Genomic DNA, 20,874 nt, shown 5'->3' on the forward strand with positions numbered 1-20,874 from the left:
TCATCTATAATAAATAATCACCTATAAACAAAAATAGTAAAGAAATTAAGGCGAATCTATCGCCTTACTTTCTCTTGAAGATGAACGCCAGTCCGATTATTGCAGCCATTGGCAAAGCAATTGTCGGGAACTCCGGGATTTCCTCGGATGCTGGAGGGACATCTGCTGTGACCTTTATGTCAAGGAAGCTTGCAGTACCACGATCTCTTCCACGCACCGCAATAAGGTTTGTGCCGGAGTTAAGGACACTGTCATCGACCGAAAACTCAAAGCTATTCCAGCTTGGGCATCCCTCGTGTGTTTTCATTCCACTGGAAACATCCTGTCCGTTAATGAATACCTGAACATCGTTATCGATAGCAATGTAAACCTTCAGGTTGCTTGTGCCTTCCGGAAGATAGAACTCTTTTCTTACAAGTATGTCTGAGTTCAATGCCCAGCTTGTCTTAACGTACTCGGAACTTGTGAGAAGACAACCGGAGTAAATTGAACCAAAACCGGCATCACCTGTCAAAAAGTTGGAGTCATCAAAGCCTGTACTTTCAAAACCGGCATTCAAGCCTGTGCTTACAACCTGATATTTGTACCCTGAATCACCATAAGGGATTACTGTTGTGCTGCCTGAATCAGCAAGTGCTGTCATTGACATTGTTGCTGTCAGCAAAAAAATGCTTGCCAGAGATAGGGCAAGAAGTCTACTCATATTAAATTTCGTTTTCATTTCATACCACCAACCGAATCAGATATTTGAAAGAAATTGAGATTTTGATATAAAATCCCGGATATTCCTTTTAGTTATCTTTCAATTATCACAGTTATTTAGTGGTACACGAACTATAAATATGTTGTTATTTTGTGCACTGTCTGAATTTAAGTTATATGACATAATTGTACATGTTTCTTTGGCCATTTCGAGAAAAAGATAGATACTACAATCGATTTCGATCACAAATTAAAGGTTACAACCGAAATGTGAACTACCCCGAAGCTAAAGACTTCGTGGCTTCCTGTTTCATCCCTTGAACCATTGTTCACAAGTCCACAGGCTCTTCCCCTTGTTCCGAGGGTGCTTATATTCCTATTAAGTTCTGCCCTTGAAGGGCGAATTTCTTAATGTTGATAGAGGCATTTATGTCCCTATCATGATTGGCATTACATTCCGGGCATTTCCATTTTCTGTCTGCTAATGTCATGGAACTGTTGTAGTAACCACAGACGTTGCAGATTTTTGTACTTGGCTCGAATCTTCCGATGCGGAGAATTGTTTTTCCGTACCATTCTGCCTTATATTCGAGTTTTGTTATGAAGGAACTCCACGATGCATCAGCTATGTGTTGAGCCAGACAATGATTTTTAAACATACCGGAGACATTGAGGGTTTCTACTGCTATGGCTTGGTTCTCGCTAACGAGCTTTGTTGAAACCTTATGTTGGAAATCGTGTCTCTGATTGCTTATTTTTTCATGGAGCTTGGCTACTTGTTGACGAGCTTTATTTCTGTTCTTTGAGCCTTTCTGTTTTCGAGATAGGCGTTTTGAAAGAACTTTAAGTCTCTTCATGGAGTTTTTAAGGTGTCTCGGATTGTCGATTTTATCACCATTAGAAGTGATAGCAAAATCCTTGATACCTACATCTACTCCTACGGTATCGTTTACGGAGAAATCCGATTTTTCTGGAAATTCCCGATTGTCGTCTACAAGGATACTAATGTAATATTTTCCTGAAGATGTACGGGATACTGTAGCTGTTTTTAAGTCACCGTCACCTAATGGACGATGGAGAATAGTTTTAACGTTGCCTATTTTCGGAAGGTATATGCGGTTATTTTCAATATCAACCTTGTAATTCTGAGGAACATTGTACGCCTGTACTGGATTCTTCCGTGACTTGAATTTTGGGAATCCCATCTTTTCCCGAAAAAATTTTGTAAAGGCATTGTCGAGATTGAGGGTAGCACCTTGTAATGACTGAGAGTTAACCTCTTTGAGCCAATCGTGCTTTCCGTCTCTTTTCAACATTGTTATTCCTTTATTCAGGTCGAATCTTGATACAGATTTACCGTCTTGTTCGTAGATCTTAATTTTTTGTTCTAAAGCCCAATTATAGATGAATCTACAAGCTCCGAAATGCTGAAAAAACATTTCTTCCTGCTCTTTTGTAGGATACATTCTATATTTGTAAGCCTTCAACATACAAATATATATTAGAGTTAATGTTATTTATGGTTTACGTTAAATAGGTAATATTGTGGAGTATGAAAGGAAAAACCATAGTAAGTTTTTATTATTATACCATGTCATTTTTGTCTGCAAATATAGACGGAATGTGTTGAATGGTATTGAAAATGAGTTGTAACTATTCAGCCTACAGCAATCAGCCGATTGATACTGATTCAATAAGAATAAAGATGTTTAGTCCTAAATAAATTTGAAACAAAAAACGCAATCATAGACACAATTAGAATAAATTATTCTCAAGAAAATCACGTATCAATTTTTTATCAAATAGGTTATTGATAACGATTTTATCAGGCTGAATAGTTACAATGAGTTAAAGGATTCATTGTTAAAAATCGCTACAAAATCTAATTTTGAAATTGTGGAAATGGAGACAGACAAAGACCATGTCCATTTACTCATTAAGAGTGAGCCGAAATATAGTATTCTTTCGATTATCAGACGATTGAAACAAGAATCGACATATCGTTTATGGGAACAAAATGAATTACATTTGAGACAATATTATTGGGGAGAACGTACTTTATGGAGCGATAGATATTTTTGTAGCACTATTGGAAACGTTAGCAAAGAAACGGTAATAGAATACATAAGGAATCAGGGGTAATGGACGCTTACATCCCCTATGCTAAAGACATAGGAGTTTTACGCTCCACTTATAAAGCATCTTCAATCAAATATTTCAGTCAGATCATCAAGTCCCAGTTTGACATCGAATTCTTTCAGCCTGAAGAATTTCTTCGCCCTGTTATCATTATCTTCAAGTCTCAGGTCACTTTCTACAAACCCCGCGTTTTCCAGACGTTTCAGATGCAACTGGACAACCTGGCGTGAGAGGTCAAGATCCTTGGCAAGGTCGTATATGTATCGCTCCCTTTCCGATAGCAGATACAGCAATTTTAACCTTACGGGGTGGGAAATAGCCTCGCCGATGGTTGTGATCTGTAAAAGTGTCTTTGTCATCCGTGATCCTGCTGTTTTTAGTTCCTTTTAACCGATCGTGGTTGCCTTGATCATATCTCGTCAAGTTTTTCTTTTATATCCTGAACCATCTTTTTAATGTCTTCAACGTCTTTCTCAACCCTTGCAAGACGCTCGTTGTTTCCGGAACCTACAAGATTAGACCGGTTAAAAAGTGTGACTGCTACCCATACTATTACAAGAATTAGTAGTATGTTCAAAAGAAGAACCCATACAGAGCCAGTACCATACATGCCGTCGCCCATCATTATATATTCACCCTTTAAAGTTATAAAATTAATAAAGAGTATATAGGAAGGGATATATTATTACTTTTCGACCTTCCCTGTTCAATGCAATCTCATGCATGCATATTGATCATGCATATTGATCATGCATATTGATCAGTACCTGTAGCAACCTGCTGTGCCATAGCCACTGCCACGCATCATACCACGTACATTCTGTGAATACTGTAGTCCTTTATATGAAGAACTTGCATAGAAGTCTTCTATGACATCGCCTGTGTATGCATCGATACGTCCCTGCTTGATAACATCTTCATCATCTGTGTAGTTAAAGACCCACCACTTACCCATGAGGTATATATTTGATTCCCCGATGTCCTTACCAGTTGCATCTTCTGCGAGCTTGATTGCCTCATCAATGGTCCCTACCTCAAGTCCAGCAACTGTTGTCCCATCCGATGCATATGCTCCATAGACAGGGCAGTTTTCATACCCGTATCCACCGGAGTAACCCATTCTGTTAGCTGCCCATCTGTGCATCTGCCCGAAGAATGTTGCATCATCTGCCCGGTCGACAGCTGCATTTACGATACCTATCCCTGCAATGGCTGTAATAAGCATACCAACAAGGAGTATTGACGTTGTTCTTTTCATTATTTCACCTTCCGGATTTTTAACCCAACATATGTAGCCTTAACACTACATATGTAGGATGTATATGTATTTAAACGTTTTGTTGAACTTCAGATAATGGCAATGACTGGTTTCTAGCAGCCACGAAAGTAAAGAATTCGGTTAGCAATGAAGGACTTCAAGTAGAGATGCTGTGAGGAAGGTAAATGGAGAATGAATTAGCTTGCTTATTAAACTAGAAAGAGGTATTATAAGCTAGAATATATTAGTATCATTATGAGATATTAAACCTGAATAAATTTATATAGACTGGAAAGCTTAACTGATGTGAATATGGGTGGGAAAATGCAAAACAGCACATATATCCATAAATCTGCAAAACTGTACGGATCCAGCCGCATAGGCAACAACTCGGTAGTCCTTGAAAATGTCATCCTCGGGTATCCCCAGCATAATATACTGATGGAGATTACAAAAGCAGGCATTGAGATAGAAGAATATGATTATCCAGGGTCAGATATCGGAAGTAACGCCTTTATCAGAGCCGGTGCCACTATCTTCAGCAACGTCATGGCAGGGAATAATTTCAGAACCGGGCATAATGCCATGATCCGGGAAAATACTATAATAGGAGATAATGTGCTAATTGGCACTAATGTTATTATTGACGGCAACGTCAGCATAGGCAACAATGTCAGCATCCAGGGTAATGTTTACATTCCGACGCATGTGACCATAGAAGATAAGGTTTTCATAGGACCCTGCGCTGTGCTGGCCAATGACCGGTACCCCATCAGAGGAGAATACCACCCCGAAGGACCAATACTCAGGAAAGGTGCGTCAATTGGAGCAAATGCCACCCTCATACCAGGGGTTGAGATAGGAGAAGGCGCAATGGTAGCTGCCGGGGCACTGGTTACAAAGGATGTGCCTGCATGGAAACTGGCAATTGGCTGTCCTGCAAAGATAGTAGACCTTCCTGAAAAACTGGAACTTTTAAACAGCATATAATACCTGCATAAGGCAAAGTGTTACATTTTGAGTACATTTGATCAACAATATGAGAAACGTGATATCATGATACCCATTGCAAAACCACAGCTTGACGATGCTGAGATACAGGCCGTCAGCGATGTACTGCGCTCGGGAATAATAGCCGAAGGACAGCGCGTGGCAGAATTCGAACAGGCTTTTGCCGAATATACAGGCACAGAACATGCAGTAGCAGTTAATTCCGGCACTGCAGCCCTGCATGCTGCTTTACTTGCCCATGGCATCGGCAGGGGTGATGAGGTAATCACCAGTTCCTTTAGTTTCATAGCCACTGCCAATTCAGTACTTTTCACCGGTGCAAAACCGGTATTTGCAGATATCCGGGCCGATACGTTCAATCTTGACCCACAACTTATAGAAGAAATGATCACTCCGGCAACAAAAGCTATCATGCCCGTGCATCTCTACGGCCAGCCTGCAGACATGGACGCTATAAATGATATCGTAGAGGAACATGACCTTATACTGATAGAGGATGCGTGCCAGGCACATGGAGCTGCTTACAATCGAAAGAAGGTTGGTTCTTTTGGGACCGGAGCATTCAGTTTCTATCCGACCAAGAACATGACGACAAGTGAAGGTGGTATCATAACTACCAATAACCGTGGTGTTGCTGACAAAGCACGCATGATACGCTCACACGGTTCAAAACAACGTTACCTGCACGAGATGCTCGGGTACAACCTGCGTATGACAGATATCTCTGCGGCAATTGGCCTCGTACAGCTTAAGAAACTGCCCGAATATACGGCCAGAAGGCAGCATAATGCTAAATTGCTCACAGAAGGCATCAGGGATATTGAAAGCATAGAATGCCCGGTGATCACAGAGAGGTGCAACCATGTCTTCCACCAATATACCATTCGCACCCGCAACCGTGACGAACTGGCAGACCATCTCAAAAACAACGGCATAGGTACGGGCATCTATTATCCGATACCCATCCACAAGCAGCCATATTACAGGGAGATCGGGTACAACGACAACCTGCTGGTAACAGAACGGGCCTCCCGGGAAGTGCTCTCTCTGCCGGTGCACCCGGGAGTTACCGATGAGGACATTGCCACCATAAGCAATACCATCAGGGACTGGAGTGATCCCAGATGCTGAGGGTTGGGGTTATCGGCGCCGGAGCGATGGGAAAGAACCACATACGTATCTACAGTGAAATGCCGGGTGTGGAACTTGCAGGCATATCGGACATCGACCGGGAGCTTGTGGAAGGGCTTGCATTGCAATATGATACAAAGGCTTTCACGGATTACAGGGAAATGCTGGCACAGGGACTGGACGCAGTGAGCATAGTTGTTCCCACAAAGATGCACCGGCAGGTGGCCATAGAAGCCATTGAGGCCGGAGCACATGTGCTTGTGGAAAAACCAATCGCAGACACTGTTGAGAATGCAGAGGCTATAATCAGGGCTGCTAAAAGTAACAACCGCCTTGTAATGGTAGGACATATCGAGAGATTCAATCCCGCGGTTATCAAACTTAAGGAAATTATTGATTCCGGCCTGCTGGGTAAGATAGTATCCATATCCACCACCAGGGTCGGACCCTATAATCCAAGGATAAGGGATGTAGGAGTCATACTTGATATCGGCGTGCATGACATTGACATAATATCATTCCTTTATGGCACACATGTGAACCAGGTCTACGCTGTTGCAGGCGCAGACATTCATTCATTTGAGGACCATGCAACCATTCACATGCGTCTGGACCATGAGTTCTCCGGGCTTGTGGAAGTGAACTGGCTGACCCCGCATAAAGTGAGAAAGCTCACAGCCCTTGGCGTTGGTGGTGTTGCTTATCTGGACTACATTGACCAGACGGTGGAACTGCATGACAGTGGCTGGGTAAGGAAAGCAAAGATAGAGCCCAAAGAGCCCCTGAAGAATGAACTTGAATACTTCATTGATTGCATTAACAAAGGAAAACAACCTGAACCTTCCGGAATGGACGGCAAGCATGCTCTGAAAGTAAGCCTGGCTGCCATCAGTTCCTATAAGGAAGCAAAATTAGTAGAAATTGAAGAGTGATCATAATGAGCCAAAAACTTGAGACGATATTGAACGGGAAAGGCCCCATCAAAAAGATCGGCGTCATTGGTATGGGATATGTGGGTATCCCTGCTGCAGCATTGTTCGCTGATTCTGATAAATTTGACCATGTGCTTGGATTCCAGCGGGATTCTGCTTCATCCGGTTACAAAATAGAAATGCTTAACCGTGGAGAGAGCCCGCTTAAGGGAGAAGAGCCGGGCCTTGAGGAACTGCTGAAAAAGGTAGTTGATGCAGGCAAGTTCGAATGCACACCTGATTTTTCAAGAATATCCGAAGTGGATGCCATTACCCTGGCCATACAGACACCTTTTGCAGACTCTAAAGCACTTGAACCGGACTTTGGGGCACTTAAGGACGGTATCCGCAATGTCGGTAAGTACCTCAGATCAGGCATGCTTGTGGTATTAGAATCCACTATCACGCCGGGAACCACCGAAACCATGGCCCGGGATATACTGGAAGAGGAGTCTGGTCTGATAGCAGGCGAGGACTTCGCACTTGCTCATGCTCCTGAGAGGGTAATGGTGGGCAGGCTGCTCCGTAATATACAGGAACATGACCGCATTGTCGGAGGTATTGACCAGCCAAGTACAGACAGGGCAGTGGAACTTTACAGTCCCGTACTCACAAAAGGTAAGGTCATAGCCATGAGCGCTACTGCAGCTGAGGTAACAAAGACAGCTGAGAACACGTTCAGGGACCTGCAGATAGCCGCAGCTAACCAGCTTGCGCTCTACTGCGAATCCATGGGCATCAATGTATATGATGTCAGGAATGGGATCGATAGCCTCAAAGGAGAAGGCATTACCAGGGCCATACTCTGGCCTGGAGCCGGTGTTGGCGGCCACTGCCTTACCAAGGACACATATCACCTTGAACGGGGAGTAAAACTGGGAGTTGAAGCACTTGACTATCCGCAGGACGCAGAGTCTATCTATGTACTTGCACGCAGGGTCAATGATTTCATGCCTGTGCACATGTACAACCTTACAGTTGCTGCGCTTAAGAGGATTGGCAAGGACATTAAAGATTCGAAGATAGCCATGCTTGGATGGGCTTTCATCAACGATTCAGACGATGCACGCAACCCCCCTTCAGAACCCTACAGGGATATGATCATTGCAGCAGGTGCAGACCTGCGTGTCCACGACCCCCATGTATTGAACTATCCGGATTTAGAGATACATAAGAACATAAATGAAGTTATTTCAGGATCTGACGCTGTTGTTATATTCACCGGCCACAAAGAGTACTTCAGCCTGAAGCCTGATGAAATAAAGAAACTTACAGGTAATGAACACACTGTGATCATAGACGGAAGGAATGTCATAGATCCTGACCTTTACATTGATGCAGGATTTGTGTACAAAGGAATCGGCAGAGGAGACAAGAACAGACACGAGATAGTAAATTAGAACACAGATAGAACATATGTTTTTAAAGATCAGGGTTATCCCTGATCACCTTTGCTCTTTTTCCTTCGCAGGTTCATAAGTAGTAATATCACGAAAATGATCTGGGCGAGTGTCACTCCGATACCATCAGCAAGCAGGTCGTGTATACTGGAAGTTCGTCCCGGTACAAGTGACTGGTGGAACTCATCTGTTATTCCATAGATTATACCAAGCATCACGGCAAAAACGGCAGCGTATTTTTTCAGCACCACATGTTCAGAGTGCCTGAATGTTAGGTGAAGCAGTACACCAAGACCAAAATACAGGATCATATGGGCTACTTTATCCATATTATGATACCCATACTCTGCTATATCAATAAAAAAACCCAGACCTATGTATTTGAGAAGAGCTGCCAGCTCATACATAATGGGTATCTTGAATATAGAAGATGGAACACCAAGGTCGGACTGGGATGACAGGTAGAAGATAAAGCCTGCATATAGTACAGTAAGGGCAATGAAAATGTATTTCTTGTTCTTGCGGTAATCAAAGCGCTGTATGCAGGAAACAAGATTAAGGAAAGCCTGCAGAATAAAGAGGGTATGAAGTGCCAGATAAGCAACATACCTGTTTTTTTTTAAGTCGCACATATGATCCTAGTATTATATGAGTGGCAAAGTAAAAGAATTATCCGGTAATTCAGCCTACTATCTCTTCAAGGCCTTTGTAAAGGTCTTTTTTTGGTTCAAACCCGATGCTTTTTGCCTTGGAAATATCGGAGTAGCTATCCTTTATATCGCCTGGCATTGCATCCCTGAACTCTATTTCCATGTCCTTGCCAAAGATGTCCATTACCATATGTGCAAGTTCATCAATGCGTGTTACTTTACCGGTGCCCACATTGTAGACCTCGCCATTATCCCCATGCCCGTTTGCCAGCAACATGAGCATATCTACAACATCATGGGCAGAAACAAAATCCCTGGTGTTGGAACCATCCCCGAAGATGACAGGAGGCATATCCTGCCTTACACGACCTATGAATTTGGAAATGACACCTGAATAAGGATTGGAAGGGTCCTGCCTGGGACTGTAGATGTTAAAAGGCCTGATGCAGACAGATGGCAGGCCATAGGCCTTGTGATACATACAGCAATATCTTTCACCGCAGAACTTACTGGCACCATAAGGCGACATAGGATCCTGAGGATGTTTCTCATCAACCGGGAGGTACTCAGGATTGCCATAGACTGCAGCCGAACTGATGTAAATGAACCTCTCAAGGTTGCCAAAACGTGCACCTTCCAGCAGGTTGATGGTTCCAAAAACGTTATTATCGGCATCAAATACAGGATCGTCCATAGATTTTGCAACGCTTATCTGGGCTGCAGTGTGAATAATTATGTCGTTTTCACCAGCCAGTTCTTTTGCCATGGGGGATCTGATGTCTTCTTTTACAAAATGAATGTTATCAGCAAGTTCAGGCTCTTTCCCTGAGGAAAGGTTGTCAAGGACCGTGACCTCAAAGTCATTGTGCATGCTGTCAACAAGATAGCTGCCTATCTGACCTACACCGCCGGTTATAAGAACCTTCTTCATGAACCTAGGAGGGTAAACTAACTATATAAAATCGACCTATATCCCAGATAAAATAAAAGAATAATGTAATAACCTCAAATTCAAAAATAAAAGATCATTACTTAACAAACCATCTTGACCTGATTTATGTCTCTGGAAACTGCCCCGAAAGTTGCACGCTCCATACAATGAAGAGTACAGAACATCTCTTCACGGGCACATTTTTCATAAACATATATAGGACTACCGCACATTGCGCATTTCTTCTCTACTAATTTCATAAGTACCACCTTAAGAATGCCACTTTAATGCACACATAGTGCACATATAAGAGCATTAACTATTATATCACGACAATAACCCAATTGTCAAATTCTATTAGGATGATACTACTATATAAATTTATGTCTGATGCAATAAATGATGCTCATCATAATGATCAAAAATAAGATTTAAATAATATGGGAAAGATTATTATATAAACATTATCATTTCTAAAACGGTTAGGATAGAGCGAACATAATTATAATACGTTTCCCAATCAGCAGCAGATACATATATGAATAAAAGCATGCAATGTAGATTTTAGGAAGAATCGTATTTATAGAAAACAGGGGATTTGAATATGCTGGATCTGGAATCACCATCGACACTAGTAGCCTTAGTTCTTGCAAGCAGCTTTCTAGTGCCTTTTATTGCAACTTATATTTCAATGCCATATTTCATAAAAAAACTGGTAGAAAGAGGTATCATTGCAAGGGATTACTACAAAAAAGAAGTGACCATGATCCCGGAAAGAGGGGGCATTGCCATCCTTCTGGTTGCAATGGTATGTTTTTCACTGAATACGCTGTTTTTTAAATTCTCAACAACAAACTATGTTGTCCTCATAGTAATAGCCATGTTCGGGTTATTTGGAATACTGGACGATATGATCGACATTGGTAGGGTAACAAAACTCCTTCTTATGTATTACTGCTCTTACCCATTAATACAATATGCCACACATACCGCATTTACACTCCCCAACATAGGCAACATTGAACTTGGTATTCTTTACCTGCAGTTCATAGTGCCCACATACGTACTGGTGGCATCCAACCTTGTGAACATGCATTCCGGTTTTAATGGCCTGTCTTCGGGACTTTCAATAATAGTGCTTATAGCCCTCATTACAAAATCGGTCCTGATAGGAGATGTTGACAATATCTTTGCAGTGGTGAGCATAACAGGAGCAACACTTGGATACTTCATGTACGACAGATACCCTTCACACATATTCTGGGGAAATGTAGGCTCCCTTACCATAGGAGCAGCGATTGGGGCTATTATAGTGATACAGGGATTCATCGTCAGCGGTTTTATCATGCTGATCCCTCACACCGTGAACTTCCTCATGTATGCCTACTGGAGAGTTATGAAATTCCCTGAAGCAAAGTTTGGAAAGGAAAGGGAAGATGGCACCCTGGAAGTACCTAACCCGCTCACACTGAAATGGGTACTGCCCTATTATTACAGGGTCACCGAGAAACAGGCCACCTGGGCTATGTATGCACTTACAGCAGTGTTCTGTGTAATGGGCGTGTTGTTGCCTGGAAGGATCTAGAGTTTCTGCTATGAACAGGACCCGAAGATACCCGTCCTTGACAGACTTTATGGAACATGCCGCCTGCGGCGGATTGTTGCATAGTATGCACCTCATGCACGATTCGTTGGGCTGAAACAAAAATGGATAATATGTGGAATCTGTGTCTGAAGATGGGGAGTTACATTAAACAGTGGTATTGGGAATTATTTTTTTTCGACACTGATTAACACTGATTTACACAGATTTGAGATTGAATTGGTTTTGTGTACCAATTCAGGGGCGTGTTGACATAGTATTCTCTACATCTGTCATCATCCAAAATCTGTGTTAATCTGTGGAATCTGTGTCTGAAGATGGGGAGTTACATTAAACGGTGGTATTGGGAATTATTTTTTTTCGACACTGATTAACACTGATTTACACAGATTTGAGATTGAAGTGGTTTTGTGTACCAATTCTGGGGATTTATGTTGACATAGTATTCCCTACATATGTCATCATCCAAAATCTGTGTTAATCTGTGGAATCTGTGTCTGAAAATGGGGAGTTACATTAAACTGTAGTATTGGGAATTATGTTTTTTTAGACACTGATTTACACAGATTTGAGCTTGAAGTGGTTTTGTGTACCAATTCAGGGGTGTGTTGACGTAGTATTCCCTACATCTTTCATCATCCAAAATCTGTGTTAATCTGTGGAATCTGTGTCTGAAGATGGGGAGTTACAGTAAACGGTGGTATTGGGAATTATTTTTTTTCGACACTGATTAACACTGATTTACACAGATTTGAGCTTGAACTGGTTTTGTGCACCAATTCAGGGGTGTGTTGACATAGTATTCTCTACATCTGTCATCATCCAAAATCTGTGTTAATCTGTGGAATCTGTGTCTGAAAATGGAGATTTACATTAAACTGATATATTGGGAATTATTTTTTTTCGACACTGATTAACACTGATTTACACAGATTTGAGATTGAAGTGGTTTTGTGTACCAATTCAGGGGCGTGTTGACATAGTATTCTCTACATCTGTCATCATCCAAAATCTGTGTTAATCTGTGGAATCTGTGTCTGAAGATGGGGAGTTACATTAAACGGTGGTATTGGGAATTGCTTTTTTCGACACTGATTAACACTGATTTACACAGATTTGAGCTTGAAGTGGTTTTGTGTACCAATTCAGGGGCGTGTTGACATAGTATTCTCTACATCTGTCATCATCCAAGATCTGTGTTAATCTGTGGAATCTGTGTCTGAAAATGGAGATTTACATTAAAATGTAAGGAATTATTATTTTTAGACGCTGATTAACACTGATTTACACAGATTTGAACTTGAAGTGGTTTTGTGTACCAATTCTGGGGATTTATGTTGACATAGTATTCTCTACATCTGTCATCATCCAAGATCTGTGTTAATCTGTGGAATCTGTGTCTGAAGATGGGGAGTTACAGTAAACGGTGGTATTGGGAATTATTTTTTTTCGACACTGATTAACACTGATTTACACAGATTTGAACTTGAAGTGGTTTTGTGTACCAATTCTGGGGATTTATGTTGACATAGTATTCCCTACATATGTCATCATCCAAAATCTGTGTTAATCTGTGGAATCTGTGTCTGAAAATGGAGATTTACATTAAAATGTAAGGAATTATTATTTTTAGACGCTGATTAACACTGATTTACACAGATTTGAACTTGAAGTGGTTTTGTGTACCAATTCAGGGGATTTATGTTGACATAGTATTCTCTACATCTGTCATCATCCAAGATCTGTGTTAATCTGCATCTAATGACATTACTGATCCATAATACCCTACTTCATGATCTATGAAACGGAACACACTCAATGTTGATGAAAGACATTTATTTTTGTGCATCCATTACGCGACGTTTTATTTGAACGGATTTACCAAAATTTATTACAAGCCCTACTTCAATACCAGTTGCTTTAAGATAATTAACAAGTTGAACCTCATGGATACTTGATAATTCCTTAATAGCTTTAATTTCAACAATTACTTTACCGTCGACAATGATATCAGCGATGTAATCTCCAACGATTTCCCCATTGTAATGTACCTTAATGGGTTTTTCAATATAATATGAAATATCAAGTGCTTTCAATTCAATAGCCAGAGAATTCTGATAAACCTTCTCTAAGAAACCAGAGCCAAGAGTGTTATGCACCTTATATGCAGCTCCGATTATTTTTTCAGTTGTATCTTCATACTTATAATTTTCCATAAATATCATTTCCTTCCAACCCATAATCTGTGTCTGAAGATAGGGATTTACATTAAAATGTAAGGAATTATTTTTTTTAGACACAGATAAACAAGGATTTACACAGATTTTATGATATATCAGATTTATGAAATCATAACGCGAAGTTTTAGCTGAGTGAAAGTGCAAAAAGACCATAAATCTCATTCCTTCCAACACTTAATCTGTGTTAATCTGTAGAATCTGTGTCTGAAGACAGTGATTTGCATTAAACTGTAAGGAATTATGTTTTTTTAGACACTGATTAACACAGATTTACACAGATTTGAGATTGAACTGGTTTTGTGTACCAACGCCAGGGGATTTGTGTTGACATAGTATTCTCTACACCTTTCATCATCCAAAATCTGTGTTAATCTGTGGAATCTGTGTCTGAAGACAGTAATTTACAGTAAACTGTGGTATTGGAAATTATTTTTTTTAGACACTGATTAACACTGATTAACACAGATTTGAGCTTGAATTGGTTTTGTGCACCAACGCCAGGGGATTTGTGTTGACATAGTATTCTCTACACCTTTCATCATCCAAAATCTGTGTTAATCTGTGGAATCTGTGTCTGAAGACAGTAATTTACAGTAAACTGTAGTATTGGGAATTATTTTTTTTAGACACTGATTAACACTGATTTACACAGATTTGAGATTGAACTGGTTTTGTGCACCAACGCCAAGAAATATTAGTGGAAAGTGATGCCAAAGTATTCTCCACACCTTTCATCATCCAAAATCTGTGTTAATCTGTGGAATCTGTGTCTGAAGACAGTAATTTACAGTAAACTGTAGTATTGGGAATTATGTTATTTTAGACACTGATTAACACTGATTTACACAGATCTGAGCTTGAATTGGTTTTGTGTACCAACGCCAGAAAATATTAGTGGAAAGTGATGCCAAAGTATTCTCCACACCTTTCATCATCCAAAATCTGTGTTAATCTGTGGAATCTGTGTCTGAAGACAGTAATTTACAGTAAACTGTAGTATTGGGAATTATGTTATTTTAGACACTGATTAACACAGATTAACACAGATTTGAGATTGAATTGGTTTTGTGCACCAACGCCAGAAAATATTAGTGGAAAGTGATGCCAAAGTATTCTCCACACCTTTCATCATCCAAAATCTGTGTTAATCTGTGGAATCTGTGTCTGAAGACAGTGATTTACAGTAAACTGTAAGGAATTATGTTTTTTTAGACACTGATAAACACTGATTTACACAGATTTGAGTTTGAACTGGTTTTGTGTACCAACACCAGGGGATTTGTGTTGACATAGTATTCTCTACACCTTTCATCATCCAAGATCCGTGTTGATCTGTGGAATCTGTGTCTGAGGATAATTATCCCATATTCCGCAGGTACTAACCGATCTTGAATGATTTTGCTTGATAGCGTTTTTGTAATATAATTAGTACCAACTCTAGTTTTATATATTGAGAAATACCTCGTTTTGATATCATTTCCTGGTGGCAGACTAAATATAATTCACAATGCATACAATCAAAACCAGCATCAAGCAAAATTATGAGCTTTTTGATCTACCTGTGGAATGTGAGATGATGATCTATGTGTGCAGACACTTATTAGCATAGCATTATGACTGGAAATATTTCACTGTTCTCAAATAGTTGAACACGGCACAGTGACGTTGGGAATGAAAAAAGTCAGCCCCTTGTGGGGGGGGCTGTATTGTATTTATACGGTTTCACCAAAGTGACCGGCAACTATGGAGAGGTCCTGGATGTTCACAACACCGTCCTGGTTCACATCCCAGCGAGGAAGGTCTCCTGTATAAACCATGCCGTAGTTCTGGCCTACCAGGGTGATGTCAAGTACGTTGACGATACTATCCTCATTGACATCCCATCTTGGCTGCAGGTCAGTGATGGTCACGGTGCTTGAAACCGTTACTTCATCGATGCCATCACTTACTATTGCCTGGATGGTATGTGTGCCTGCGGACTCATACCCAAGGTCCCATGTGTAGCTTGATGCTGTGCTGACCTGTGAGCCGTCGATCTTTATGATGTAACTGAGGCTCTGCCCGTCTGCATCGCTTGCAGCTATGTTCACGTTGATGGTGGACCCTTCCTCAAAGACCGAGCCGTCTGCCGGTTCAAAGAGAGTTATTACAGGTATGTGGTTCATAGGGGTTACTGTGACAGTGACGGTCACCGAGTCTGTGAGGTATCCGTCTGTGACTTCAAAGATGGCCTCATAGCTTCCTGCATCCCCGTATGCTGGTGTCCATGTGAATGTGGCTGTTCCTGTGTCAAAGGATGCACCGGAGGGTAGTGAAGTGGCTGTATATGTAAGGTCATCCTCTTCAGCGTCTGTTGCACTTACTGTGAAGCTCAGTCTCTGCTCTTCCTCTACGGATTGTGCACCAATTGAGCTGAACTGCGGAGCTGTGTCAATGAGCACCGTTGCATTGGATGTGGTATATTCAGCCGGATTGGAGTCTGCATCACTTAATATTACACCGGATAAACCAAGGTCAAGTACACCTGAAGAGCTGCCTGCGACCATGTTCACTGTGGCCATGATCCCTGATTCAGATATACTACCTGAACCCACAATTGCAGAGTACACGTGGCTTAGAATACCAAATGTATTATCAATGCTACCATATTCAAAGGTCGTAGCAAACAGATCAGGAGAGAACAGACCGCCCTCATTAACAGAAGAAACACTTGCAAGATGACTGTATTGCAGATCGAACTGTGATCCTGTCAGGGATTGCTTCGGATCTATGTACACGTCAAGACTGAATGATTCCCCCGGCGCCACAACACTTGAAGATGGAGATATGGTTATGACAGAATATTCCGGTTCCGATACAAATACAGTCCATGACCGTGAAATGGTTCCTGCTGCTGCAACACCATCAAACCTGACCGTATGTGTACTTGCAGTATCCCAGTCATGTACATAATTTACTACACCACTTTCCACAAGGCTGTCATCCAGATACCAGAGAGCAGATGTGAACTCTTGTCCTGAGTCAACAGCGAAGGTTGTAGATTCACCAACTGATGATGTGAGTGAAGTTGCTGATGGAGTGAATGAGAGGCCTGTACCTGAGGGGACGGGGGATTCTGCTTCATTTACCATATCCCATACCTGCAGGACCGATCCGGCAGCATTTGAACCTTGGAACACAATAGAATGATCTCCAGCTTCCGGTACCCAGTCATATACCATTGAATTGGAAGCAACAAGTTCTCCATCAACATACCAATTCATTGCAACAAGAGCTTCATCAGTCCAGACCCTGAATGTTTTGGCTTCGCCTAGAGTATGCGGATTATCTTCGGCAGGAGCAAAACCTGTTATGTGTGGTCCGGTGCTATTTTCAGGGATCACTGCTGTTATGGTGTATGTCGGAACATCAGGATTCTCACGATACCAGGATGGATCGGGAGAGATACCGGCGAGAGATACCGATTGACCGGACGGGGTCTCAACATTCATAGTATATGTCAAAGACTCTTTGTTCAGATTACCTGCATCATCACTTGTTAATACATAATCAACCAGTACAATGGAGTTTTCCAGATCGCCTGATCTTGGCAAGGAAGTCTGTCCATTGGAGTCTGTAACAGCAGCACCTAGAGGCAATGCATTGTACCATCTGGTGTATGTACCTCCTGAATAAGTTATGTTGTGCATATTTCCGACAAGATTGCCATCTTCATCGAAATAACCTGTGCCATATCCACTTACACCACCTTCGCCAGGTCCATATTTATCTGCAATATATTCTCTGTGCTCATACAGTGATTCTGCCGGATACTTTGAATTTGATGGTTCGAAAAATACTTCTGAATTGGATATAGAAGCATCTAGTGAATCTTTTAAGATAATGTCAAGATAATACTTGGTAACAATCTCAGCTTCATCATATTGATATGTCCCACCAACTCTTGGATGACCATCTATTGAAAGTTTTACCTCGTCATAAAGAGTGTTTAGTAGAGCAAGCGTGGATTTCTCATTTTTGTTCCAATAGTTCTGATAATACTCATACTTTAATGCCTTCATAGCACTGATATCAACACCACGAAGATCACTATCCTTTAGGGTTGTTGCATTCTGTATCCATTCGCCTCCAATAACTTTCAGGCTGATATCAGTCTTGGGTTCAACGAAGGTTACATTTTCAACTACATAATCCACTAAATCCATCCTCGGTACTATCCAAAGTCCTTTTTCACCATAAGATTGCCTCTTTTTCTGATTATGATTTTCATAAGCACCTCTTAAGGTATAATCTCCGTAATCTATAGAACTGTGATTACTAAATATCACGTTCCTTATTGTGACTTCGTAAGGAGCATCCAGGAAAAGGTTTCCAGTATTATCAATTGTTGAATTCTCAACTATGAATTGACCACGGAAATCGTATATATGATTTGTTCGTGGTTGTGATGTTTTAGCATCATTGTTCCTTGAAACATCGGGGTCATAGACGTTTTCAGATATCGAACTTGCAAAGTTCCATATCATTGGATAGTTAGTTGCTGTAATAGTTGAATCTGTTATGCTAAGCTTCACTCCAACTTTAGGATTGATGCTGAGAGATTGATCCGAAGTATCAATAATCAATTTTTCATTATCGATTATTAATTCACTGCCATCATACAAGGCAATATTTGTTTTGAGTATTGCAGTTCGGGTGTTAGAATCATATGTAATATAATCTGGATTGTCAATTGCATCTGCAATTTGCTTCAAAGTTACATTTTTACCAGATATTTTAATACCTACTTCATCAACAGGATCCAATCTACCATAAGTTGTTTCCCCTGTTTCCCACCATTTAGGATATATTCCATACTCCATCTTTGTAGGTGGATATATATATCTATCCTTATAAACTTCAATACAATCCAACTGTAGCAAACTGTTTGCAGCTAATGATAACTTACTTGCACTAGACAGGGCATCTTCAAAGTTTGCATGAACATTAGGCATCATTACGTCATCAACATAAACTGTCCACCATCCTTCATTCGTTTTAATGATTGTTATGTCTAGCCAATCACTATTATACCAATTATGTACACCTGGTGCTTGCCCTAACCATCGTCTTGATGCAGGCACGTATCCATGTTCATTTAATATTGAGAAATAATCATGAAATTCATTGCTTTGCCATTCTGATCTCCAGCTGTAACCATTTGTGTCAAACACTTGAAAATAATATATGTTTTTCACACCGGGATTTCTAATTTTATATTTAAATGTTCCATCTGTAATATCAAATTTAGTTGATAATACATTTCCAGTACCAGTTAATGTCCCAGATAAAAATCCTTTTGAAACAAGGTTTTCTGATCGATCATAATATGCTAATTCTCTACCCCAAGGGTCGGTTATATAGCTTGTTCTCCACACATTATTCCTATCTATAAAATATTCAATAAAATCAGGCGCTTCATTTTCTGATAAACTTGAAATTAGCCATTCTCTTACAAAAGTTGAACTATTTTCATATATTCCTTCGACTCTTATTTCCCATATTTGTGAAGAAGGTTGATAATCAATTCCTTCTGGAACTCTAAATGTAAAAGAATCCAGATCGATGTTTTGATTTACCTTATTTACAGACCAAGTATATGAAGAAACATTGTCTTCTTTTATCGAAAAAATAATCTCCTCATTAGTTTCAACCGTAAATGCATAACTATCATTATTTGTTTTTGTATTATAACCAATATCTGCATCTGAAGCATATGTTTCTATTTTCATGTAAGGGATATTCACACCGGATTCACTGGAGTTAAACCGATGATGCTGACCATGTGATGAACGAGTTTGAAATGCATAATATCCCGGTTCATCAACAACTGAAGTAACATTCCATGTAACCCATTGACCTATAGAATAAGGAGCATTAGCAACTGTATAATCCTGCCATTGTTCCACACTGGGCCTTCCGTTGTTCCATGTAACTTTATCTGCTTCCCAGTCAGGTGATATTCTGGCTAAAGCAATTGTACTTGATCCATAACCACCTGTAACAAACATATTAAGAGTGGCAGATTCAGTAAATTCTGGCACATAAAATGTTACGTAAGCATATTGTGTTATAGAGGTGCTGGAATGAGAATACAATGATTCAGAGGATTCAAAGTTTATGTTTGCCTTATTGTTGTCTATATAAACATCTTCAATAGGATTTATTAGTATTTCGTCTGCTGCAGCAATGTTGATTAAAAACAAGATTAATAATAATGTCCATATAAATTTTGTAAAATCCACGGCCTCACCTGTTTATGTTTTTGATTATAGCTTCTATATTATAAAATTAAACGTTTGGACATGATTATATAAGCTATGAACACAGATGATTTACAATTATTATAATGTACATAAATGTTCAGTAAGTTACCCATATAATTATTACAGAAGCAAAAGTCTTCTTTTTTTATTTTTGCAAGTTCTGTCCAACTCAATATTATTCTCATGTATTCTCTGCCAATAATACTGGATTGTACTATATAAAAATGCGTTAATTCATCTTAAAGAGATATTGACAAAAAAAGTGTTTAGTATAAACATTTGTAATGGTACAAATTATCAAATAAAAAATGTAACTATTCAGCCATCCTTCCAGCACTAAAGTAAAAATCAATATACTATGACCTCATTTTAACGTTCAGAAAAAAGATTTTATTGATCAGAGGGGATTTGTATAGAACGGGAAGAAATACTTGCAGTTTATGATGCTGGTCCTGAGGCAGTCGTCGAACTTGTTACTCAGCTATTTTTGATAATAGAAAAACTGGAAGAACGTGTCAAGCATCTGGAAGAGA

The 20,874-nt window shown here is 40.2% G+C and carries 15 protein-coding genes and 2 pseudogenes; 7 read left to right on the plus strand and 10 right to left on the minus strand.

What is annotated here, in order from left to right; all coding sequences use genetic code 11:
* Positions 1-64 precede the first annotated feature (64 nt).
* Positions 65-721 carry a PEF-CTERM sorting domain-containing protein gene (locus BB781_RS09870; RefSeq protein WP_094228325.1) on the minus strand — a complete coding sequence of 219 codons (657 nt, stop codon included), beginning with the start codon at positions 719-721 and terminating at the stop codon, positions 65-67.
* Between the two features lie 349 nt (positions 722-1,070).
* Positions 1,071-2,192, minus strand: coding sequence for an IS200/IS605 family element RNA-guided endonuclease TnpB (tnpB, locus tag BB781_RS09875; RefSeq protein WP_094228326.1), 1,122 nt, complete (start codon positions 2,190-2,192; stop codon positions 1,071-1,073).
* Between the two features lie 55 nt (positions 2,193-2,247).
* Here tnpB and BB781_RS16575 point away from each other — a divergent pair.
* Both BB781_RS16575 and tnpA read left to right on the plus strand, forming a co-directional pair.
* A pseudogene (locus BB781_RS16575) lies at positions 2,248-2,352 on the plus strand (IS200/IS605 family transposase); the annotation flags it as partial.
* A 195-nt stretch (positions 2,353-2,547) separates the two neighbouring features.
* Positions 2,548-2,844: pseudogene (gene tnpA, locus BB781_RS09885) on the plus strand (IS200/IS605 family transposase); the annotation flags it as partial.
* A gap of 62 nt (positions 2,845-2,906) precedes the next feature.
* On the opposite strand, the gene BB781_RS09890 reads toward tnpA, so the two are convergent.
* From BB781_RS09890 to BB781_RS09900, 3 genes are all read right to left on the minus strand, one after another.
* Positions 2,907-3,200 (minus strand): ArsR/SmtB family transcription factor, encoded by a 294-nt coding sequence (locus BB781_RS09890; protein WP_094228327.1) that lies wholly within the window; start codon positions 3,198-3,200, stop codon positions 2,907-2,909.
* Between the two features lie 50 nt (positions 3,201-3,250).
* On the minus strand, positions 3,251-3,466 hold the full coding sequence (locus tag BB781_RS09895) for a hypothetical protein (RefSeq protein ID WP_094228328.1): 216 nt from the start codon (positions 3,464-3,466) through the stop codon (positions 3,251-3,253).
* A 135-nt stretch (positions 3,467-3,601) separates the two neighbouring features.
* Entirely contained in the window at positions 3,602-4,099 is a 498-nt protein-coding gene (locus BB781_RS09900; RefSeq protein ID WP_094228329.1) for a PepSY domain-containing protein, read from the minus strand.
* A 324-nt stretch (positions 4,100-4,423) separates the two neighbouring features.
* Here BB781_RS09900 and BB781_RS09905 point away from each other — a divergent pair, with 324 nt between their 5' ends.
* From BB781_RS09905 to BB781_RS09920, 4 genes are read left to right on the plus strand one after another with little or no spacing between them, the layout of a single operon-like run.
* Positions 4,424-5,089: an acyltransferase gene (locus BB781_RS09905; RefSeq protein WP_094228342.1), complete on the plus strand. Its 666-nt coding sequence runs from the start codon at positions 4,424-4,426 to the stop codon at positions 5,087-5,089.
* A 27-nt stretch (positions 5,090-5,116) separates the two neighbouring features.
* A complete protein-coding gene (locus BB781_RS09910; RefSeq protein WP_242492610.1) occupies positions 5,117-6,241 on the plus strand; it encodes a DegT/DnrJ/EryC1/StrS family aminotransferase in 1,125 nt (374 codons plus the stop codon).
* Entirely contained in the window at positions 6,235-7,173 is a 939-nt protein-coding gene (locus BB781_RS09915) for a UDP-N-acetylglucosamine 3-dehydrogenase (RefSeq protein WP_094228331.1), read from the plus strand. The genes BB781_RS09910 and BB781_RS09915 overlap by 7 nt, the downstream gene beginning before the upstream one ends.
* A gap of 5 nt (positions 7,174-7,178) precedes the next feature.
* A complete protein-coding gene (locus BB781_RS09920; protein ID WP_094228332.1) occupies positions 7,179-8,612 on the plus strand; it encodes a nucleotide sugar dehydrogenase in 1,434 nt (477 codons plus the stop codon).
* 35 nt (positions 8,613-8,647) lie between these two features.
* Here BB781_RS09920 and BB781_RS09925 read toward each other — a convergent pair whose 3' ends face one another.
* From BB781_RS09925 to BB781_RS15735, 3 genes are all read right to left on the minus strand, one after another.
* Positions 8,648-9,244, minus strand: a complete 597-nt coding sequence (locus BB781_RS09925) for a VanZ family protein (protein ID WP_094228333.1) — start codon at positions 9,242-9,244, stop codon at positions 8,648-8,650.
* A 49-nt stretch (positions 9,245-9,293) separates the two neighbouring features.
* Positions 9,294-10,193, minus strand: coding sequence for an NAD-dependent epimerase/dehydratase family protein (locus BB781_RS09930; protein WP_094228334.1), 900 nt, complete (start codon positions 10,191-10,193; stop codon positions 9,294-9,296).
* A gap of 101 nt (positions 10,194-10,294) precedes the next feature.
* Positions 10,295-10,453 carry a hypothetical protein gene (locus BB781_RS15735; RefSeq protein ID WP_164997842.1) on the minus strand — a complete coding sequence of 53 codons (159 nt, stop codon included), beginning with the start codon at positions 10,451-10,453 and terminating at the stop codon, positions 10,295-10,297.
* Between the two features lie 344 nt (positions 10,454-10,797).
* On the opposite strand from BB781_RS15735, the gene BB781_RS09935 reads away from it, so the two are divergent.
* Entirely contained in the window at positions 10,798-11,778 is a 981-nt protein-coding gene (locus BB781_RS09935; protein ID WP_094228335.1) for an MraY family glycosyltransferase, read from the plus strand.
* Between the two features lie 1,853 nt (positions 11,779-13,631).
* Here BB781_RS09935 and BB781_RS09940 read toward each other — a convergent pair.
* Positions 13,632-14,096, minus strand: a complete 465-nt coding sequence (locus tag BB781_RS09940; RefSeq protein WP_207205272.1) for a GxxExxY protein — start codon at positions 14,094-14,096, stop codon at positions 13,632-13,634.
* Between the two features lie 1,652 nt (positions 14,097-15,748).
* Positions 15,749-20,281: a DNRLRE domain-containing protein gene (locus BB781_RS09945; RefSeq protein ID WP_094228336.1), complete on the minus strand. Its 4,533-nt coding sequence runs from the start codon at positions 20,279-20,281 to the stop codon at positions 15,749-15,751.
* Positions 20,282-20,874: the final 593 nt, after the last annotated feature.

It is taken from the genome of Methanolobus psychrotolerans (genome assembly GCF_002243045.1).
GTDB lineage: Archaea > Halobacteriota > Methanosarcinia > Methanosarcinales > Methanosarcinaceae > Methanolobus > Methanolobus psychrotolerans.

Coding starts and splice junctions, on each gene's coding strand:
- BB781_RS09895 (WP_094228328.1), bottom strand. CDS start 3,466: ATGATGGGCGACGGCATGTATGGTACTGGCTCTGTATGGGTTCTTCTT.
- BB781_RS09920 (WP_094228332.1), top strand. CDS start 7,179: ATGAGCCAAAAACTTGAGACGATATTGAACGGGAAAGGCCCCATCAAA.
- BB781_RS09930 (WP_094228334.1), bottom strand. CDS start 10,193: ATGAAGAAGGTTCTTATAACCGGCGGTGTAGGTCAGATAGGCAGCTAT.
- BB781_RS15735 (WP_164997842.1), bottom strand. CDS start 10,453: ATGAAATTAGTAGAGAAGAAATGCGCAATGTGCGGTAGTCCTATATAT.
- BB781_RS09925 (WP_094228333.1), bottom strand. CDS start 9,244: ATGTGCGACTTAAAAAAAAACAGGTATGTTGCTTATCTGGCACTTCAT.
- tnpB (WP_094228326.1), bottom strand. CDS start 2,192: ATGTTGAAGGCTTACAAATATAGAATGTATCCTACAAAAGAGCAGGAA.
- BB781_RS09870 (WP_094228325.1), bottom strand. CDS start 721: ATGAAAACGAAATTTAATATGAGTAGACTTCTTGCCCTATCTCTGGCA.
- BB781_RS09890 (WP_094228327.1), bottom strand. CDS start 3,200: ATGACAAAGACACTTTTACAGATCACAACCATCGGCGAGGCTATTTCC.
- BB781_RS09915 (WP_094228331.1), top strand. CDS start 6,235: ATGCTGAGGGTTGGGGTTATCGGCGCCGGAGCGATGGGAAAGAACCAC.
- BB781_RS09900 (WP_094228329.1), bottom strand. CDS start 4,099: ATGAAAAGAACAACGTCAATACTCCTTGTTGGTATGCTTATTACAGCC.
- BB781_RS09905 (WP_094228342.1), top strand. CDS start 4,424: ATGCAAAACAGCACATATATCCATAAATCTGCAAAACTGTACGGATCC.
- BB781_RS09935 (WP_094228335.1), top strand. CDS start 10,798: ATGCTGGATCTGGAATCACCATCGACACTAGTAGCCTTAGTTCTTGCA.